Origin of the sequence: Mycobacterium pinniadriaticum, assembly GCF_026242045.1 — a bacterium.
Classification (GTDB): Bacteria; Actinomycetota; Actinomycetes; order Mycobacteriales; family Mycobacteriaceae; genus Mycobacterium; species Mycobacterium pinniadriaticum.
Window position 1 is genome coordinate 64567 of sequence record NZ_JAPJDO010000013.1, and the last position, 16135, is coordinate 80701.

The window sequence follows — 16135 nt, forward strand, 5'->3', positions numbered from 1 at the left end:
TTTTTGTCTTTAGTCGGTAGTGTGACGGTCATGACACAGAGCACCGCGTTCAAGACCGAGTGGGACAAGCTGTTCATCGGCGGCAAGTGGGTCGAGCCGTCCACCTCTGAGGTCATCGAAGTGCATTCACCGGCCACCGGTGAACTGGTCGGCAAGGTGCCGCTGGCCGCCAAGGCTGATGTCGACGCCGCCTGCGCGGCCGCGCGCAAGGCCTTCGACGAGGGTCCGTGGCCGCACATGTCTCCCGCGGAGCGCGGCGAGATTCTGGGCCGCGCAGTCAAGATCCTCGAGGAGCGGGCCGACGAGCTCAAGTTCCTGCTGGCCGCCGAGACGGGTCAGCCGCCGACGATCGTCGACATGATGCAATACGGCGCGGCGATGTCGGCGTTCCAGTACTTCGCGGGCGCTGCCGACAAGTTCACCTGGCGCGAGTTCCGCGACGGGGTCTACGGCACGACCATGGTGCTGCGCGAACCGATCGGCGTCGTCGCGGCCGTCACCGCCTGGAACGTGCCGTTCTTCCTGGCGGCCAACAAGCTCGGCCCCGCGCTGTTGGCCGGTTGCACGATCGTGGTCAAGCCCGCCGCCGAGACCCCGCTGTCACTGTTCGCGATGGCCGAGATCTTCGCCGAGGCCGGGCTGCCGGAGGGTGTGCTCTCGGTCGTCCCCGGCGGCCCGGAAACCGGTCGCGCGCTCACCGCCAACCCCGAGATCGACAAGTTCACGTTCACCGGGTCCAGCGCGGTCGGCAAGGAGATCGCCAAGATCGCCGCTGAGAAGCTCAAGCCGTGCACCCTCGAACTCGGCGGCAAGTCGGCGGCCATCATCCTCGAGGACGCCGACCTGGATTCCACCCTGCCGATGCTGGTGTTCTCCGGCCTGATGAACTGCGGCCAGGCCTGCGTCGGGCAGACCCGCATCCTGGCGCCCCGGTCGCGCTACGACGAGGTTGTCGAGAAGCTCTCGGCCGCGGTCGCGGCCATGCCCATCGGGCTGCCCGACAACCCCGGCGCCATGATCGGCCCACTGATCAGTGAGAAGCAGCGCGAGCGGGTCGAGGGCTACATCAAGAAGGGTGTCGAGGAGGGCGCGCGACTGGTCACCGGCGGTGCGCGTCCGGACGGACTCGACGACGGCTGGTTTGTCCAGCCGACGGTGTTCGCCGATGTCGACAACTCGATGACCATCGCCCAGGAGGAGATCTTCGGGCCGGTGCTGGCGGTGATCCCGTACGACACCGAGGAAGACGCCGTGCGGATCGCCAACGATTCGGTCTACGGCCTGGCCGGGTCGGTCTACACCACCGACAACGACAAGGCCATGAAGATCGCCGCCCAGATCCGCACCGGCACGTACGCGGTGAACATGTACGCCTTCGATCCGGGTTCGCCCTTCGGCGGTTACAAGAACTCCGGCATCGGCCGGGAGAACGGGCCCGAGGGCATCGAGCAGTACACGCAGGCCAAGAGCGTGCTGCTGCCCTTCGGCTACACGCCGCAGGCGTGAGACTTCGCTAGAAAATCGCCCGGACGATCATCTCGGCCACGGCGGCGGGCTTGTCGACGCCGTCGATCTCGATGGTGTGCTTCACGGTGAGGTTGACGGTGTTGTCGTCGACCTTGTCGGCACCGACGAGCTCCGAGCGCACCCGGATGCTGCTGTCCACCGGGACCGCCGCGACGAACCGCACCTTGTTGAGCCCGTAGTTGATGGCCATTTTCGCGTTCTCGACGCGGAAGTTGTCCTTGCTCAGCGCGGGGACCAACGACAACGTCAGGAAACCGTGGGCAATCGGTGCGCCATAAGGGCTTTCGGCCTTGGCCCGCTCGACATCGACGTGGATCCACTGGTGGTCACCGGTGGCGTCGGCGAAGTCGTTGATGCGCTTCTGGTCGATCTGCAGCCACTCGCTGACGCCGAGTTCCTGGCCGACCGCGGAGGCCGCATCGTCGATGGACGTGATCACCTTCATGGGGGCACTTCCTCTTCAGTCTCTGCCGGTTGTCCCCGCCATCTTGACCGACGCCTAGAACGCCTCTTCGCTCAGGTCCATGATGGTCAGTTCCATCGACTCCGCGATCTGCCGCTCGGCGGCCAGCCGAGGCAGCACATTGGCGGCGAAGAAGGCCGCCACCGCGACCTTGCCGCGGTAGAAAGCCTCGTCCCGCGGATCGGGATCACCGTCGAGTGCCCGCAGCGCAATCTCGGCCTGGCGCAACAGGAACCAGCCGATCAGCAGATCGCCGACCGAGAGCAGGAACCCCACCGACTCCAAGCCCACCCGGTACAGCTCGCGCGCGTCGTCCTGGGCCCCGAGTAGATAACCGGTCATCGTGGCCGCCACGGCGCGAACATTGTCCAGCGCGTCGGCCAGCGATGTTCGGCCGGCGGCGAGCTCGGGCCGAGCATCGGGGCTGTCGATGAACTTCTCGATCTGGGTGACGAGGTGTGCCAGCGCTCCGCCCCGGTCCCTGGCGATCTTGCGGAAGAAGAAGTCCTGGGCCTGGATCGCGGTGGTGCCCTCGTAGAGCGAGTCGATCTTCGCGTCGCGGATGTACTGCTCGATCGGATAGTCCTGCAGGAACCCCGACCCGCCGAACGTCTGCAACGACTCGGTCAGACACTGGTATGCCCGCTCCGAACCGACCCCTTTCACGATCGGCAGCAACAGGTCGTTGACGCGTTCGGCCATCGAGGCATCGGCGCCCGAAACCACCTGCGCCACGGTGGGATCCTGGTGCGCGGCGGTATAGAGATAGAGTGCGCGCAACCCCTCGGCGTAGGCCTTCTGCGTCATCAGAGCACGTCGCACATCGGGGTGGTGGATGATCGTCACCCGGGGGGCCGTCTTGTCGGTCATCTGCGTCATGTCGGCACCCTGCACCCTGGTCTTGGCGTACTCCAGCGCGTTGAGATAACCCGTCGACAGGGTGGCAATCGCTTTGGTGCCCACGAACATCCGTGCGTACTCGATGACCTTGAACATCTGTGCGATGCCGTTGTGGACGTCACCCACCAACCAGCCCACCGCGGGCTTTCCGTGCAGTCCCAGGCTGAGCTCGGTGGTCGCCGACGCCTTCAGGCCCATCTTGTGCTCGAGATTGGTGACGAACACGCCGTTGCGGTCGCCGGGCGCGCCCGTCTCTGGATCGAGCAGGAACTTGGGGACCACGAACAGACTCAGCCCCTTCGTACCGGGCCCCGCCCCCTCGGGCCGGGCCAGCACGAGATGCAGGATGTTCTCGAAGTAGTCGTCGGCGTCGCCGTTGGTGATGAAGCGCTTGACGCCTTCGATGTGCCAGGTCCCGTCACCGGCGTCGACGGCCTTGGTGCGCCCGGCGCCGACGTCGGAACCGGCATCCGGCTCGGTCAACACCATCGTGGCGCACCAGTTGCGTTCAGCGGCCAGGGTCGCCCAGTGCTGCTGCTGGGCGTTGCCGATGTGGAACAGGATGTTGGCCATGATCGGGCCGGCCATGTACATGAACACCGCCGGGTTGGCACCCAGCACCAGCTCGTCGATCGCCCAGGTGACCATCGCCGGGGCCGGGACGCCGCCGACCTCCTCGGCCAGCCCGATGCGGAACCACTCCCCCTGCTGCCAGGCCCGCATCGATTTCTTGAACGGCTCGGGCAACGACACGGCGTGCGTGTCGGGGTCGAACGTCGGTGGATGCCGGTCGGTTTCGGCGAACGATTCCGCGACCGGGCCCTCGGCCAGGCGGGCGGCCTCGGCCAGCATCTCGCGTACCGAGTCCCCGTCGAGATCGGGATAGTCGTCGAGGGCCTTCTCCAGATCGAGCGACTCGAACAGATTGAACTCGAGGTCGCGGACGTTGCTCTTGTAATGGCTCATCGCTTGCGTCCTTCTCATCGCCGACTGAGCCGAGCCTAGCCCGTCTAGCTGGCCTGATCAGGGGGATCGAACGGCGTCCAGGAATATGACCTAGATCATATTCCTGCTGTCGCGCCTGAAGAATGCCCAGCTCAACACTCACCTTCTCCAGCTGTTCACCTTCACGACAACTCATCGCTTGCGCTAAGAGCGTTCTAATCTTATGGTCGTAAGCATAGTTATGGAGTTGGTCTCGAGATCTGCCCTGCAAGGAGAGAAAGATGTGGCTGATCGAGCTGAATATCGCCGGCCACCGGTTCACGCGCCACGTGCCTGACAAGCGCCGGCAGCTGTTCGGTCGGGGTGCTCGTGCGCTGGCATGGCGGGGTAGCCATGTCCGTCAATCCCCCGCCGCCTGAATGACCCAGTCGCCGACCGGTACCACCCGCCGAGCTCGCGGGTCCACCCGCACCAAGATGCTGGTGGCCGCCGCCGAGGTGCTGCGCGAACGCGGCGCCGCCGGAGTGACCATCGACGAGGTGCTCGCCCGCAGCGGAGCGCCACGCGGCTCGGTCTATCACCATTTCCCCGAAGGGCGAAGCCAGATCCTGCGTGAGGCCTTGGACTTCGCCGGTTACGAGATGAGCGCCAGCCTCGACGAAGCAGCCAAGGAGAGCACCACGGTGTTGCTTCGTCGCTTCGTCCAGCTCTGGGAAAATGCCTTGCTCACAAGCGATTACACCGCCGGATGCCCCGTGCTGGCCGCTGCGGTGGGATCCGGCGAGGACGAGCATCAGCTGACCTCGGTCGCCGCAGAGATCTTCAGCCGCTGGCGTGAGGCCGCCAAAGAGTCGTACCTGCGGGACGGCTTCGAGGCTGGCGACGCCAGCGCACTCGCCGACACCACTCTGGCTGCGATGGAGGGTGCGGTCGTGCTGTGCCGGTCGGTACGCAGCCTGCAACCACTACACGACGTCGCCGCACAGCTGGAATTCCTGATCAAGGCCAAAGAATTCGTGACGAAGTTCGGTGTGCCGTCACTCAACCCCTGAACCGCCAACGAGCACAGACGAAATCGCCGTTGACACCGGTTTCTGCCAACACCCACTCAGACCGGATCGGCAGCACCGGCGCGCCTGAGCCCAGGCTGCACGGCGCATAGGACACGATCACCTCGTCGACCAGTCCCGCGGCGACGAACTGGGCGGCCACGTCACCACCGCCCACCACCCACACGTCACGTTCACCGGCGGCGTCGACCAAGAGCGGATGCAGGTCGGCGACGGAGCCGTTGAACACCGTCACCGGATGGTCCTCGGCGATGATCTGCGGACGGTGGGTGAGCACCCAACTCGGCTGGCTGTACATCCACTCCCCGGGCTGATTGGCCAGCAGCCATTCGTAGGTCCCCGACCCCATCACCAGCGCGCCGACGCCGGTGTTGAACGCCTCGTAGCCGAAGGGCTCGTTCACGTCGATCGCGCGGGAGGTCAGCCAGTCCAGGCTGCCCGCATCGTCGACGATGAACCCGTCCAGACTCGATGCGGTGAAGTACACGGTGGCCATGGGAACTGAGTATGGTCAGCCCGTCCGACAGGGATCGCTGTGCTGATGCTGGAATACAAGGTGTGACGACGCCCGACCCATCGGCCGCAGGACTAGACCCGGAAACCCCGGAAAGTGTCCTGACCAGGTTCGGCATCACCACGCTCGATGAGAACTTCACCGAGTTCACGGTGGTGGCCTCGATGCCGGTGGGCCACCTGGTCAACCCGTTCACCGGGATGCCGACGATCGGACCGCTGGCCATCCTGGTCGACGACGTCGCCGGCCGGGCGAACTTCCACCGCCGCGGATCGGGGCAATGGACGGTATCCAGCGAGTTGACCGTCGAGCTCAGCCCCGACGGGATCGGCAGCTTGCAGTCCGCCCCCCACGAACCGGTGGTGGCCAGCAGCCGACCGCTCGGCCCGCACGGTGCGACGTTGCTGGCCATCTGCACGCTCAGCCACCGCGGCAGCACTATCGGCGGTGGCACGGTGCGGACCGTCGCGATCACCGGCGGGCCCGACGGCCCCATCCAACGCGGGCCGGACTTGTTGATTCGCACGCCGCAGACCTCGCTGGCCGACCTGATGGCGACCGAGCCCCTGAGAGTCGAATCCGGCGCCTACCGGCTGGCGCAGCGCCCGGATCCGATGATCAACAACCTGATCGGAATCGTGCATGGCGGGGTCAGCAGTGCCGGACTGGAACTCGTCGCCTCCGCGGCGATCAACCACGAACAGGCCGAACCGCTGCGCACCGCGTCGATCCGGGTCAATTTTCTGCGACCCTTCTTCGCCGGCGCTCAATCCCGTTACGAGGGGACGGCATTGCGGGTCGGCCGGAACTCGGCGGTCGGGGACGCGCAGGCCGTCGGCGACGACGGTAAGACCGCAATCATCGCGCGGACCACGGGCTACCGGTGAGCGACGATTTCGCGGCGCTGTGCGCCAACGAGCCGGAGCTGGCGGGCCTGCGGGCTTCGGTGCGGACGTTCCTGGCTGCCGATCGAGACGAATTCGGTTGGCAGCCGACCGTCGACGCGTGGTTGTCGAGCTGGGACGAGGAGTTCAGCGCCCGGCTGGGCGATGCCGGTTTCCTCGGTCTGACCATTCCGCGGGAATACGGCGGGCACGGGCTCAGCCATCTGCACCGCTACGTGGTGACCGAGGAGCTGCTGGCCGCAGGTGCCCCGGTGGCCGCGCACTGGATCGCCGACCGCCAGGTCGCGCCAGGGCTGCTGGCGTACGGTACCGAGGAGCAACGGCAACGGTTGCTTCCCAGAATCGCTGCGGGGCGGTACTTCTCGGCGATCGGTATGAGCGAACCGCAGGCCGGTTCCGACCTCGCCGCTTCCGTCGCCAAGGCCACCCGGACCGACGGCGGCTGGCTGTTATCCGGCACCAAGGTATGGACCAGCGGTGCGCATCTGGCTCATCAGATCGTGGTGTTGGCCCGCACCAGCCCGGTGGACCCGCAGCGACGTCATGCCGGCTTCAGCCAGTTCATCGTGCCGACCGACGCTGAGCCAAATCGCGGGTCGCTGCGCTCCTGCCCGCCGGACGGCCTGACCATCAGCCCCATCGTGATGATGTCGGGCGAGCACCACTTCAACGAGGTGACCTTCGACGAGGTGTTCGTCAGCGACGCCAACGTGCTGGGCGAGATCGGCGCCGGCTGGCATCAGGTCACCGCCGAGTTGTCTTTCGAGCGCAGCGGTCCTGAACGCATCTTGAGCACCGCGCCGTTGCTGACCGCGCTGGTGCGGCTACTGGCCACCCAGGACGATCTCGACGACCATGCCGCCGCGGCCGTCGGCGACCTGCTGGCCCGGATCATCTCGCTGCGACAGCTGTCGGTGTCGGTGGCCAGGGCGTTGGCTGCCGGACAGTCACCGGTGAACGAGGCGGCTCTGGTCAAGGATCTGGGCACCCGCTTCGAACAGGAGTCGGTCGAGTTGGCCGCCGATCTGTTCACTTACGTCGCGTCCGGGGCTCCGGGCCGCGAGAGAGTCGCTGCGCTGCTGGACATCGCCCGGCTGCATTCGCCGCTGTTCACCCTGCGCGGCGGCACCAATGAGGTGCTGCGCGGCGTGGTGGCGCGCGGGATGGGGCTGAGATGACGCGGGCATTGACCGGCGGGGTCTTCGGACCGATGAGCGGCACCGACGATTTCACTGCCCTGCGGCGGCTGGCCGAGGACATCGGCGCGCGTTCGTTCGATGAGCGGATCGGGCACCGCGGCCTGCCCGACAGGTTCGACGCCACCGCCTGGCGGCACCTGACGGACGCCGGGCTGACCCGGTTGACGAGTGACCCCGACTCCGGTGGTGGACCACGAGAATTGGCATTGATCCTGCGCGCCCTGGCCCGTCATGCGGTCAGCGTCCCGCTCGCCGAGACCGACGTGCTGGGCGGCTGGCTGGCGGCCAGGGCCGGGATCGAGGTCGCCGACGACGAGCCGCTCACGATCGCGACCGGCCTGGCCGGGATGGGGACCGTTACCGGTGTGCCGTACGTCGGTGCCGCCGACGCGGTGGTGCTGGCCCTGCGTGACGGACCCGCGCTGCAGGTGGCCGTCACCCGCCCCGCGGCGATCACCGGCGGGCACAATCTGGGCGGTGAACCGCGCGACACGTTCGCCATCGGGGTACCTGCCGAAGGGTTCGTCACCGTCGACGGCGCGGCCGAGGAGCTGATGCGGCGCGGTGCCTGGGCGCGCTGCATCCAGGTGCTCGGCGCGCTCGACGCGGCGGTCGAGTTCTCGGTGACTCACTGCCGCGAACGAGAACAGTTCGGGAGGCCGCTGAGCGTCTTCCAGTCCGTGCAACACACGCTGGCCTCGATGGCCGGTGAGGTCGAGCGGACGCGCGCCGCGACCGAACTGGCCGTCGCCGCCGTCGCCGATCATGGCTTCGACAGCCCCCAGGCCGCCTACGCCGTCACCGTGGCCAAGGTCGTGCTCGGCCGGGCCGTGCCGTCGGTCGTCACCGCCGCCCACCAACTCCACGGTGCGATCGGCGTGACGGCCGAGCACCGGTTGTGGCTGGTCACCATGCGGGCCCGCAGCTGGATCGACGAGTTCGGCGACACCGCGTCGCACGCCCGCCGGCTGGGCCGGCTTGCGTTGGCCGCGGCCCGCGACGGCGACCCGTGGGATGTGATCGTGGGCGTCGTTTAGCTCAGCTGCCCGTCCAGTTCGGCGCGCGCTTCTCGGCGAACGCGATCGCGCCCTCCTGGGCGTCCTTGGATGCGAAGACCGGCATCAGGATCTTCAGCTGCTCTTTCCACTGCTCCTCGGGGGACCAGGCGCGCGACTCGGTGATGATCCGCTTGGTGGCCGCGACCGCCAGCGGGCCGTTGGCGGTGATCCGCTCGGCCAGTTCGACAGCGGCTTCCAGCGCGTGGCCGGGTTCGGCCAGTACGTTGACCAAACCCAGCTCGTGGGCGCGCACGGCGGACAGGTTCTCACCGGTCAGCGCGAGCTCCATCGCGATCTGGTACGGGATGCGCTGCGGCAGCCGCAGCAGCCCGCCGCCGCCGGCCACCAGGCCACGCTTGACCTCCGGGATGCCGAAGGCGGAGTCGTTGGCCGCGACGATCAGGTCGGTGGCCAACGCCACCTCGGTCCCGCCCGCCAGGGCATACCCCTCCACCGCGGCGATCAGCGGCTTGAGCGGCGGACGCTCGGTGAAGCCCAGTCCGCGCCCCTCCACGATGACGTTCTCGCCGCGGGCGAAGGCCTTGAGGTCCATGCCGGCGCAGAATGAGCCGCCGGCCCCGGTGACGATGCCCACCGACAGGCCGGCGTCATCGTCGAGCTCATCCATCGCCGCGGCCAAACCCTGGCTGACCGCGGCGTTGACGGCGTTCTTGGCCTTCGGCCGGTTGATGGTGACGATCAGAATGCGGCCGCGACGCTCGGTGAGAACGACGGGCTCTTCGGTAACGGCGTTTTCAGTCACGTTCGGAATGGTAACTATCGAGGTACGACGAGCAGCGCGAGCCCGGTACGATCGAAAACTAGAACACGTTCCAATTCCTAGGAGGATGTGTGAGCACCAGCGACGCGACGCCTACCGAGACGGCGAAATGGGACCCGGGCCTGGTGGAGAAGACCATGGGGGTGCTGCGCCCATTCCTGCGGCTCTACCACCGCAGTGAGGTCCGCGGGCTGGAGTCGTTCCCGCCCGGCGGTGCCCTGGTGGTGTCCAACCATTCCGGTGGCCTGTTCGCGATGGACGTGCCGGTGTTCGCGCTGGGCTTCTACGATCACTTCGGCTACGACCGCCCGGTCTACACGCTGAGTCATGACCTCGTGCTGACCGGGCCGACGGCCGGCTTCTTCAAGCGCAACGGCTTCATCCGGGCCAATCACGAGAACGCCGACGAGGCGCTGCGCTCCGGTGGCGTGGTGGTGGTGTTCCCCGGCGGGGACTACGACGTCTACCGGCCGACCCTGACGCAGAACAAGATCGACTTCGACGGCCGCACCGGCTACGTCAAGGCCGCCATCAACGCCGGGGTGCCGATTGTGCCCATGGTGTCCATCGGCGGTCAGGAGAGCCAGATCTTTCTCACCCGCGGCACCGGCGTGGCCAAGGCGCTGCGGTTGGACAAACTGCTGCGCGCGAAGATCCTGCCCATCTCGGTCGGGTTCCCGTTCGGGTTGAGCGCCGTCGTCCCCCTGAACGTCCCGCTGCCCACCAAGATCGTCACGCAGGTGCTCGAACCGATCCACGTCACCGAGCAGTTCGGCGAAGATCCCGACATCGACGCCGTCGACGCCCACGTACGCGGCGTCATGCAGGAGGCCCTGGACGAACTGGCCTCGCAGCGCCGACTCCCGGTGATCGGCTGATGGATCTGCTGTCGCGGTTGACATCGATCGGCGACGCGGTCGCCACGCTGGCCAAGGCCGGCTTCCTGACCCCGATGCGCCCGGACCGGACCGTTCGGATGGTGGCGGCCGCGCGCGACGAGGGGCTGACGATCGCGACCGGGTTCGCCACCGCGGCCGCCCGCCGCCCCGACAGCCCCGGCCTGATCGACGAACTCGGCACGCTGACCTGGCGTGAGCTCGACGAGCGGGCCCATGCGCTGGCCGCCGCGCTGCAGCATTTACCGAGCGGCACCGCTCGATCTGATGTCGCCGGCCCAGCGGCTCCGGCGGTTGTCGGCATCATGTGCCGCAACCACCGCGGTTTTGTCGAGTCGCTGATCGCTGCCACCCGCATCGGCGCTGATGTCCTGCTGCTGAACACGTCCTTCGCCGGACCGGCGTTGGCCGAGGTGGTCAACCGCGAACAGGCCGACGTCGTCATCTACGACGAGGAGTTCACCGCCTCGGTGGACCGGGCGCTGGCCGATCGTCCGCAGGCCGGCCGCATCCTGGCCTGGACCGACGAACCCGGGTCCGATGCACCCACCGTCGAGAAGCTGATCACCGCGCATCAGGGGCAGAAGGCCGCCAAGAGCGGCCGCAAGAGCAAGCTCATCCTGCTGACCTCGGGCACCACCGGAACTCCCAAGGGGGCCAAGCACCCCGGCGGCGGGGCCAGCAACCTCGTCGCGATCCTGAGCCGCACACCGTGGCGCCTGGGCGAGACGACTGTGGTGGTAGCACCGATGTTCCACGCCTGGGGTTTCTCGCAGCTGGTGTTCTCCTCGGCGATGGCCTGCACGGTAGTGACCCGCCGCAAGTTCGACCCGGAGGCCACGCTGGCCCTGGTCGACAAGTACCGGGCCACCGGATTGTGTGTGGTGCCGGTGATGTTCGACCGGATCATGGACCTCCCGGACGACGTCCGGAAGCGCTACAGCGGTCGCTCACTACGGTTCGCGGCGTGCTCGGGCTCGCGGATGCGGCCCGATGTGGTCACCAGGTTCATGGACGAGTTCGGCGACGTCATCTACAACAACTACAACGCCACCGAGGCGGGCATGATCGCCACCGCGACCCCGGCTGACCTGCGGGCCGCACCCGACACCGCGGGTAAGCCGGCCGTCGGCACCGAGATCCGGATCTACGACGACGAATTCCACCCGGTCCCCACCGGTGAGGTCGGCCGCATCTTCGTGAAGAACTCCACCCAGTTCGACGGCTACACCACCGGCAGCACCAAGGACTTCCACGAGGGTTTCATGTCCTCGGGAGACATCGGCCGGCTCGATGAGGCCGGCCGGTTGTTCGTCGTGGGCCGCGACGACGAGATGATCGTCTCCGGTGGGGAGAACGTCTACCCGATCGAGGTGGAGAAGACGCTGACCGGGCATCCGGAGGTGGCCGAGGCCACCGTACTGGGTGTCGACGACGAACAGTACGGTCAGCGGTTGGTTGCATTCGTGGTGCTCGCCGAGGGTTCTGCGGCGGACTCCGATGCCCTCAAGACCCACGTCCGGGAGAACCTGGCCAACTACAAGGTCCCGCGGGATATCACCATCCTGACCGAGCTTCCACGCGGCAGCACTGGCAAGATCCTGCGTAATGAACTCATCGCTCGTACATCAGGCGGCTAAGCTGCGGCGGCCGCGGCCCCTGGCCCGTGCCGTGGTCGAATTCGCCAATGCCGCCAACGGGTTTCGCCCACTGGGCCGTCGGGGGTACGCCACCATAGCGGTGTTCTGGTTCGGCTGGCCGACCTCGGAGCTGCCGCTGTTCTACCTGGTCGCCTCGATGCTCGACGCCGCCCGCCGCGGCCTGCGTGGCGACTTCCGCGGCCGACGCGGGATCGCGGCTCTGACCCTGACGGCTCTGTCCTGGCCGATTCTGGTGGCGATCCAGCGCCGCAACGTGACCACCCCGCGACCCGTGCTGCGTGCCGCCCTGGTCGAGGGCCTCGGCGAGGATTTCGCCGACGTCCTCGATACTCTGCCCAGCGCGCCGTCCCCGTCCGGGCGGCCCACGGCGTGGCGGACCACCTGGTCGCGACGGCGCTATGTGGAGAAGAGCAACATCGTCACCTACGGACCGCATGGCCGGGCCAACCTCGCCGATGTGTGGCGTCGCCGCGACCTGCCGCGTGACGGCAAGGCGCCGGTGCTGCTCGAGGTGCCCGGCGGTGCATGGGCGATCGGCTGGCGCCGCCCGCAGGCCTACCCGTTGATGAGTCACCTCGCCGACCGCGGCTGGATCTGTGTGGCGATGAATTACCGTGTCAGCCCGACACATACCTGGCCGGACCACATCATCGATGTCAAGCGCGCGCTGGCGTGGGTCAAGGACAACATCGCCGACTACGGCGGTGACCCGGACTTCGTCGCCATCACCGGGGGTTCGGCCGGCGGCCACCTGGCCGCGCTGGCCGCGCTGACCGCTGGCGACCCGGAGTACCAACCCGGCTTCCCCGAGGCCGACACCTCGGTGGTGGCCGCGGTCCCGGTGTACGGTCGCTACGACTGGTACACCACCCACGGCGAAGGCCGCCGAGAGTTCATCGGCTACCTCGAGCGGCTTGTGATCAAGCGCCAATTCAGCCGGTTCCGGGAGATCTACACCGCCGCCTCACCAATCCGGCGGCTGCGGGCCGACGCACCACCGTTCTTCATCCTGCACGGCGAACACGACTCGCTGATCCCGGTCGGCGAAGCACGCGAATTCGTCGGCCAATTGCGGGAGGTGTCGCAATCGCCGGTGCTCTATGCCGAGTTGCCCGGAGCCCAGCACGCGTTCGACATCTTCTCCTCGCCGCGGGCGCACAACTCGGCAGAGGCCGTCGGGGAGTTTCTGTCGTGGGTGTACGCCAGCCGGATGAACAATGGGGTGCGTGCGTAGACATATCCGGCGACTCGGGCGGTGACTTCGCTCAGGACACCTCGCTGACGACCGCCGCGGTCGGATCAGTCATCGACTTCGGGTCGTTCTTCATCGCCGAAGCCGTGAAGTATCGAGCGTGCCCACAACGCGCCGGAGGTGGTGGGCAGCCGGAATTCGAAACGAGACTAGGCCTGTGCCATGGCGGCCTCCACGACCGCCAGGTCACCGGGAAGCCCTGCCGCGATCCGTATTTCCGAGAAGGCCTGGAGCATCGCATCGGTGACTTCGTGCGGATCGCCGACGGTGTCGCCGTCGGTGAGCACCGAGATGTTGAGCTGATCCACGTAACTCCACACGGTGATGTTCAATCCGCTGCCCGTGGTCAGCGGGCCGACGGAGTAAATCTCGGTGACCAGCGCACCGCCCACTCGGCCGTGTTCCCGGGGGCCGGGCACATTGGAGATCGGCAGATTCAAGACCTTGTTCTGGCCGTCCCTGGTGGACAGCCACTTGAACAGGGCTTGAGCCGGCGCGGGTGGCAGGTATGTGGACCACCGGCTGACCAACTCCGGACCGACGAGTTGATGACTCTCCTTGGCCAACACCGCGGCGTCGTGAGTCTGACGCACCCGCTCCAGCGGATCGGCCACCTCCACGGGCACGGCAACCATCATGCCGGTGAAGTAGTTGCCCGACACCCGGTCGGGATCGAAGTTGAAGCTCACCGGCACCGAAGCCAACAGCGGATGATCGGCATTGCCGTCGTAGCGCAACAGCAGCGTGCGCAGTGCTCCGGCAGCGGTGGCAAGCACGAGATCGTTGATGGTCACACCCAGCAGCTTGCTGGTTTCCTTGAACTCGGCTAGCGCCAATGTTGCGGTGGCGAACCGCCGTTGAGGGTCGAGCATGTGGTTGATGAACGACGGCGGCGGCGTGAACGGCATGGTCAGCTCGGGGGACAGCTTGCGGGAGCTTCGCCGCACCCGACGTATTCCGTCGGCGGTGTACTTCATGACGCCGGGCAACCGGGAAAGCTGGCGCAGGTGGTCGGTGAACGCCGAACGAACCAGCTCGCCGCGGGTGGGCGCGGGGTCGGTCGGAAAGTCCTGGTCCGGGTCGGGGCCGCTTTGCAGATCCATCCCGCGTGCCATCAGGTTGCCGGATGCGACGCCGTCGGCCAGGGCGTGATGGATCTTGCCGACGACCGCGATGCGGCCGTTCGCCAGCCCCTCGACGAAATACATCTCCCACAGCGGACGGTCGCGGTCCAACGGGGTGCTGGCGATCTCACCGATCGCCTCGTCGAGTTCGCGGCGTCCGCCCGGCTCCCGCACCCGCCACGGGCGGATGTGGTAGTCGAGGTCGACGTCGCAGTTCTCCCGCCACATCGGGTGATGGAACTTGAACGGAATGTTGACCAATTGATAGCGGAACGGGTCGAGCTTGTAGAGCCGGCCCCGGATGACCTGTCTGAACTCCTCGACACCGAAGCTGCGGCCGCCGAGATCCCCCAATTCGATGATCGCCACCTTGAGGGTGTGCATGTGCACATTGGGCGCCTCGCTGTACAGCAGCACCGCATCCCAGCCGCGCAGTCGTTTCATCGCTGAACCCTCTTCACCCGGTGCACCTCCCTGCCGGGACCCTACAACCGGTGGGGGCTCAGATCACCTCTTTGGTCGACATGACGCTCCGGTTGCGGTGAATCTGATTGAGGAACAGCCCGATTGCCGTCGCGACCGAGCCGGTGCGCGCGCCGTCGGTCATGTCGAAACCGTGTCCGGCACCGGGTAATTCGACGTAGCTGACCGCCGAACGGGACACCGAACGCAGCCGTTCGACGAAGCTGCGCGCCTGCTCCACGGGGATCACACTGTCACCGGAGCCGTGCACCACCAGGAACGGTGGCGCCTCGGGATGTATCCGCGCGATCGGCGAAGCCTTGCGGAACAGCTCGCCGTGGCGGCTCTGCCGTTTGTTGACGACCACCCGCTCAAGGAAATCGACGAACCGGGTGCGCTCGGGCGTGGAACGATCCTCCCAGTCGTAGCGGCCGTAGATTCCGATGACCGCGTCGACGGCGGTGTCCGAGCCGTGCGGCAGGTGCGCCTGGTATTCGTCGTCGTCGATGGTCAGCCCCGCCAAAGCGGCGAGGTGACCGCCCGCCGAACACCCGGCCACCGCAACGAAATTACGGTCGCCCCCGAATCGGTCGACGTTGGCGCGAGCCCATGCGATCGCCGCCTTGACGTCGTGGATGTGCCGCGGCCACCGGTGATGCGGTGCGACCCGGTAGTCGATCGACAGGCACACCCAGCCCTTGGCGGCCAGATGCGACATCAGCGCGTACCCCTGCAGAATCCGGCTGCCGTGCACCCAGGCACCGCCGGGAAGGAACACCATCACGGGGGCGGGCTCGGCGGGCAGATCCTCGCGGCGCCAGACATCGAGCAGCTGCGAAGGATCGTCGCCGTAGCGGACCGACGAACGGTACAGGTGCTTGCGGTGTTCCAGGGCGTTCAAGACCGGTGGCGTCCGCTCCGGTGCCGGCCACTCGATCTGCAGGTCTTCAGGAGCGACGACGCCGCGCAGCCCGGCCTCCGACACCGCGCGCGTGCTCTCCCGCTGAGTCTTGCGCACGTCGCCCGCACCGGGGCTCAGCCACGAACGCGCGGCCGCACTGACGAGCTCGGGCATCTGCCGGGCACCCCAGACACTCATCGCGGTCGCAGCGCCCAGCGGCTCAAGATGCTTGCCGATAATCGGCAGCTGAGCCGACGCCACGCTCATTGCCAGTAGATAGTCGGCCGGGCCGGCCTTCATCAGCCAGCGAGCTGTCGTCCACGGTCGTACCGTCATTGCGCGAGCGTACCCCGCTTCACGGGTGGTACACGACAAATTCCTTGAAATGTTCACTGCTTTGCTGAGTGGGGGGAAGATCCACGGTGCTCCAACGTAAGCCGACACCGCCGACGTTTGCCCGCACGCGTCGATCGCGCG

Annotated in this window: 15 protein-coding genes; 9 read left to right on the forward strand and 6 right to left on the reverse strand. The window is 67.1% G+C overall.

What is annotated here, in order from left to right; genetic code table 11:
- The first annotated feature begins 30 nt into the window (after positions 1-30).
- A complete protein-coding gene (locus tag ORI27_RS16425) occupies positions 31-1506 on the forward strand; it encodes an aldehyde dehydrogenase (protein ID WP_265998043.1) in 1476 nt (491 codons plus the stop codon).
- 7 nt (positions 1507-1513) lie between these two features.
- Here ORI27_RS16425 and ORI27_RS16430 read toward each other — a convergent pair whose 3' ends face one another.
- Positions 1514-1972 (reverse strand): MaoC family dehydratase, encoded by a 459-nt coding sequence (locus tag ORI27_RS16430; RefSeq protein ID WP_265998042.1) that lies wholly within the window; start codon positions 1970-1972, stop codon positions 1514-1516.
- A 54-nt stretch (positions 1973-2026) separates the two neighbouring features.
- Positions 2027-3856 (reverse strand): acyl-CoA dehydrogenase, encoded by a 1830-nt coding sequence (locus ORI27_RS16435; RefSeq protein WP_265998041.1) that lies wholly within the window; start codon positions 3854-3856, stop codon positions 2027-2029.
- A gap of 260 nt (positions 3857-4116) precedes the next feature.
- Here ORI27_RS16435 and ORI27_RS16440 point away from each other — a divergent pair, with 260 nt between their 5' ends.
- Both ORI27_RS16440 and ORI27_RS16445 read left to right on the forward strand, forming a co-directional pair.
- Positions 4117-4254, forward strand: a complete 138-nt coding sequence (locus ORI27_RS16440; RefSeq protein WP_265998040.1) for a hypothetical protein — start codon at positions 4117-4119, stop codon at positions 4252-4254.
- Positions 4255-4887, forward strand: coding sequence for a TetR/AcrR family transcriptional regulator (locus ORI27_RS16445; protein ID WP_265998039.1), 633 nt, complete (start codon positions 4255-4257; stop codon positions 4885-4887).
- Here the strand turns inward: ORI27_RS16445 and ORI27_RS16450 are convergent.
- Positions 4877-5401: a dihydrofolate reductase family protein gene (locus tag ORI27_RS16450; RefSeq protein ID WP_265998037.1), complete on the reverse strand. Its 525-nt coding sequence runs from the start codon at positions 5399-5401 to the stop codon at positions 4877-4879. The two genes, ORI27_RS16445 and ORI27_RS16450, sit on opposite strands and share 11 nt — an antisense overlap.
- A 62-nt stretch (positions 5402-5463) precedes the next feature.
- On the opposite strand from ORI27_RS16450, the gene ORI27_RS16455 reads away from it, so the two are divergent.
- Genes ORI27_RS16455 through ORI27_RS16465 form a run of 3 tightly spaced genes read left to right on the forward strand, consistent with a single transcriptional unit; the run spans position 5464 to position 8560 of the window.
- On the forward strand, positions 5464-6306 hold the full coding sequence (locus tag ORI27_RS16455; protein ID WP_265998036.1) for a PaaI family thioesterase: 843 nt from the start codon (positions 5464-5466) through the stop codon (positions 6304-6306).
- Complete coding sequence (locus ORI27_RS16460; protein WP_265998035.1) at positions 6303-7502, forward strand: acyl-CoA dehydrogenase family protein; 1200 nt, start codon at positions 6303-6305, stop codon at positions 7500-7502. The genes ORI27_RS16455 and ORI27_RS16460 overlap by 4 nt, the downstream gene beginning before the upstream one ends.
- On the forward strand, positions 7499-8560 hold the full coding sequence (locus ORI27_RS16465) for an acyl-CoA dehydrogenase (RefSeq protein WP_265998034.1): 1062 nt from the start codon (positions 7499-7501) through the stop codon (positions 8558-8560). The genes ORI27_RS16460 and ORI27_RS16465 overlap by 4 nt, the downstream gene beginning before the upstream one ends.
- A gap of 1 nt (position 8561) precedes the next feature.
- Here the strand turns inward: ORI27_RS16465 and ORI27_RS16470 are convergent, their stop codons facing one another.
- Complete coding sequence (locus ORI27_RS16470) at positions 8562-9344, reverse strand: crotonase/enoyl-CoA hydratase family protein (protein ID WP_265998033.1); 783 nt, start codon at positions 9342-9344, stop codon at positions 8562-8564.
- A gap of 155 nt (positions 9345-9499) precedes the next feature.
- Between ORI27_RS16470 and ORI27_RS16475 the strand changes: the two genes are divergently transcribed.
- Genes ORI27_RS16475 through ORI27_RS16485 form a run of 3 tightly spaced genes read left to right on the forward strand, consistent with a single transcriptional unit; the run spans position 9500 to position 13153 of the window.
- A complete protein-coding gene (locus ORI27_RS16475; protein ID WP_407666335.1) occupies positions 9500-10240 on the forward strand; it encodes a 1-acyl-sn-glycerol-3-phosphate acyltransferase in 741 nt (246 codons plus the stop codon).
- Positions 10240-11898, forward strand: a complete 1659-nt coding sequence (gene fadD12, locus ORI27_RS16480; protein ID WP_265998031.1) for an acyl-CoA ligase FadD12 — start codon at positions 10240-10242, stop codon at positions 11896-11898. The genes ORI27_RS16475 and fadD12 overlap by 1 nt, the downstream gene beginning before the upstream one ends.
- Positions 11867-13153 carry an alpha/beta hydrolase gene (locus ORI27_RS16485; RefSeq protein WP_265998030.1) on the forward strand — a complete coding sequence of 429 codons (1287 nt, stop codon included), beginning with the start codon at positions 11867-11869 and terminating at the stop codon, positions 13151-13153. Before fadD12 ends, ORI27_RS16485 begins: the two co-directional genes overlap by 32 nt.
- 167 nt (positions 13154-13320) lie before the next feature.
- On the opposite strand, the gene ORI27_RS16490 is transcribed toward ORI27_RS16485, so the two are convergent.
- A complete protein-coding gene (locus ORI27_RS16490) occupies positions 13321-14739 on the reverse strand; it encodes a WS/DGAT/MGAT family O-acyltransferase (protein ID WP_265998029.1) in 1419 nt (472 codons plus the stop codon).
- A 58-nt stretch (positions 14740-14797) separates the two neighbouring features.
- The gene (locus tag ORI27_RS16495) at positions 14798-15994 is read right to left on the reverse strand and encodes an alpha/beta hydrolase (protein WP_265998028.1); all 1197 of its coding nucleotides are present in this window, start codon (positions 15992-15994) and stop codon (positions 14798-14800) included.
- Positions 15995-16135 lie beyond the last annotated feature (141 nt).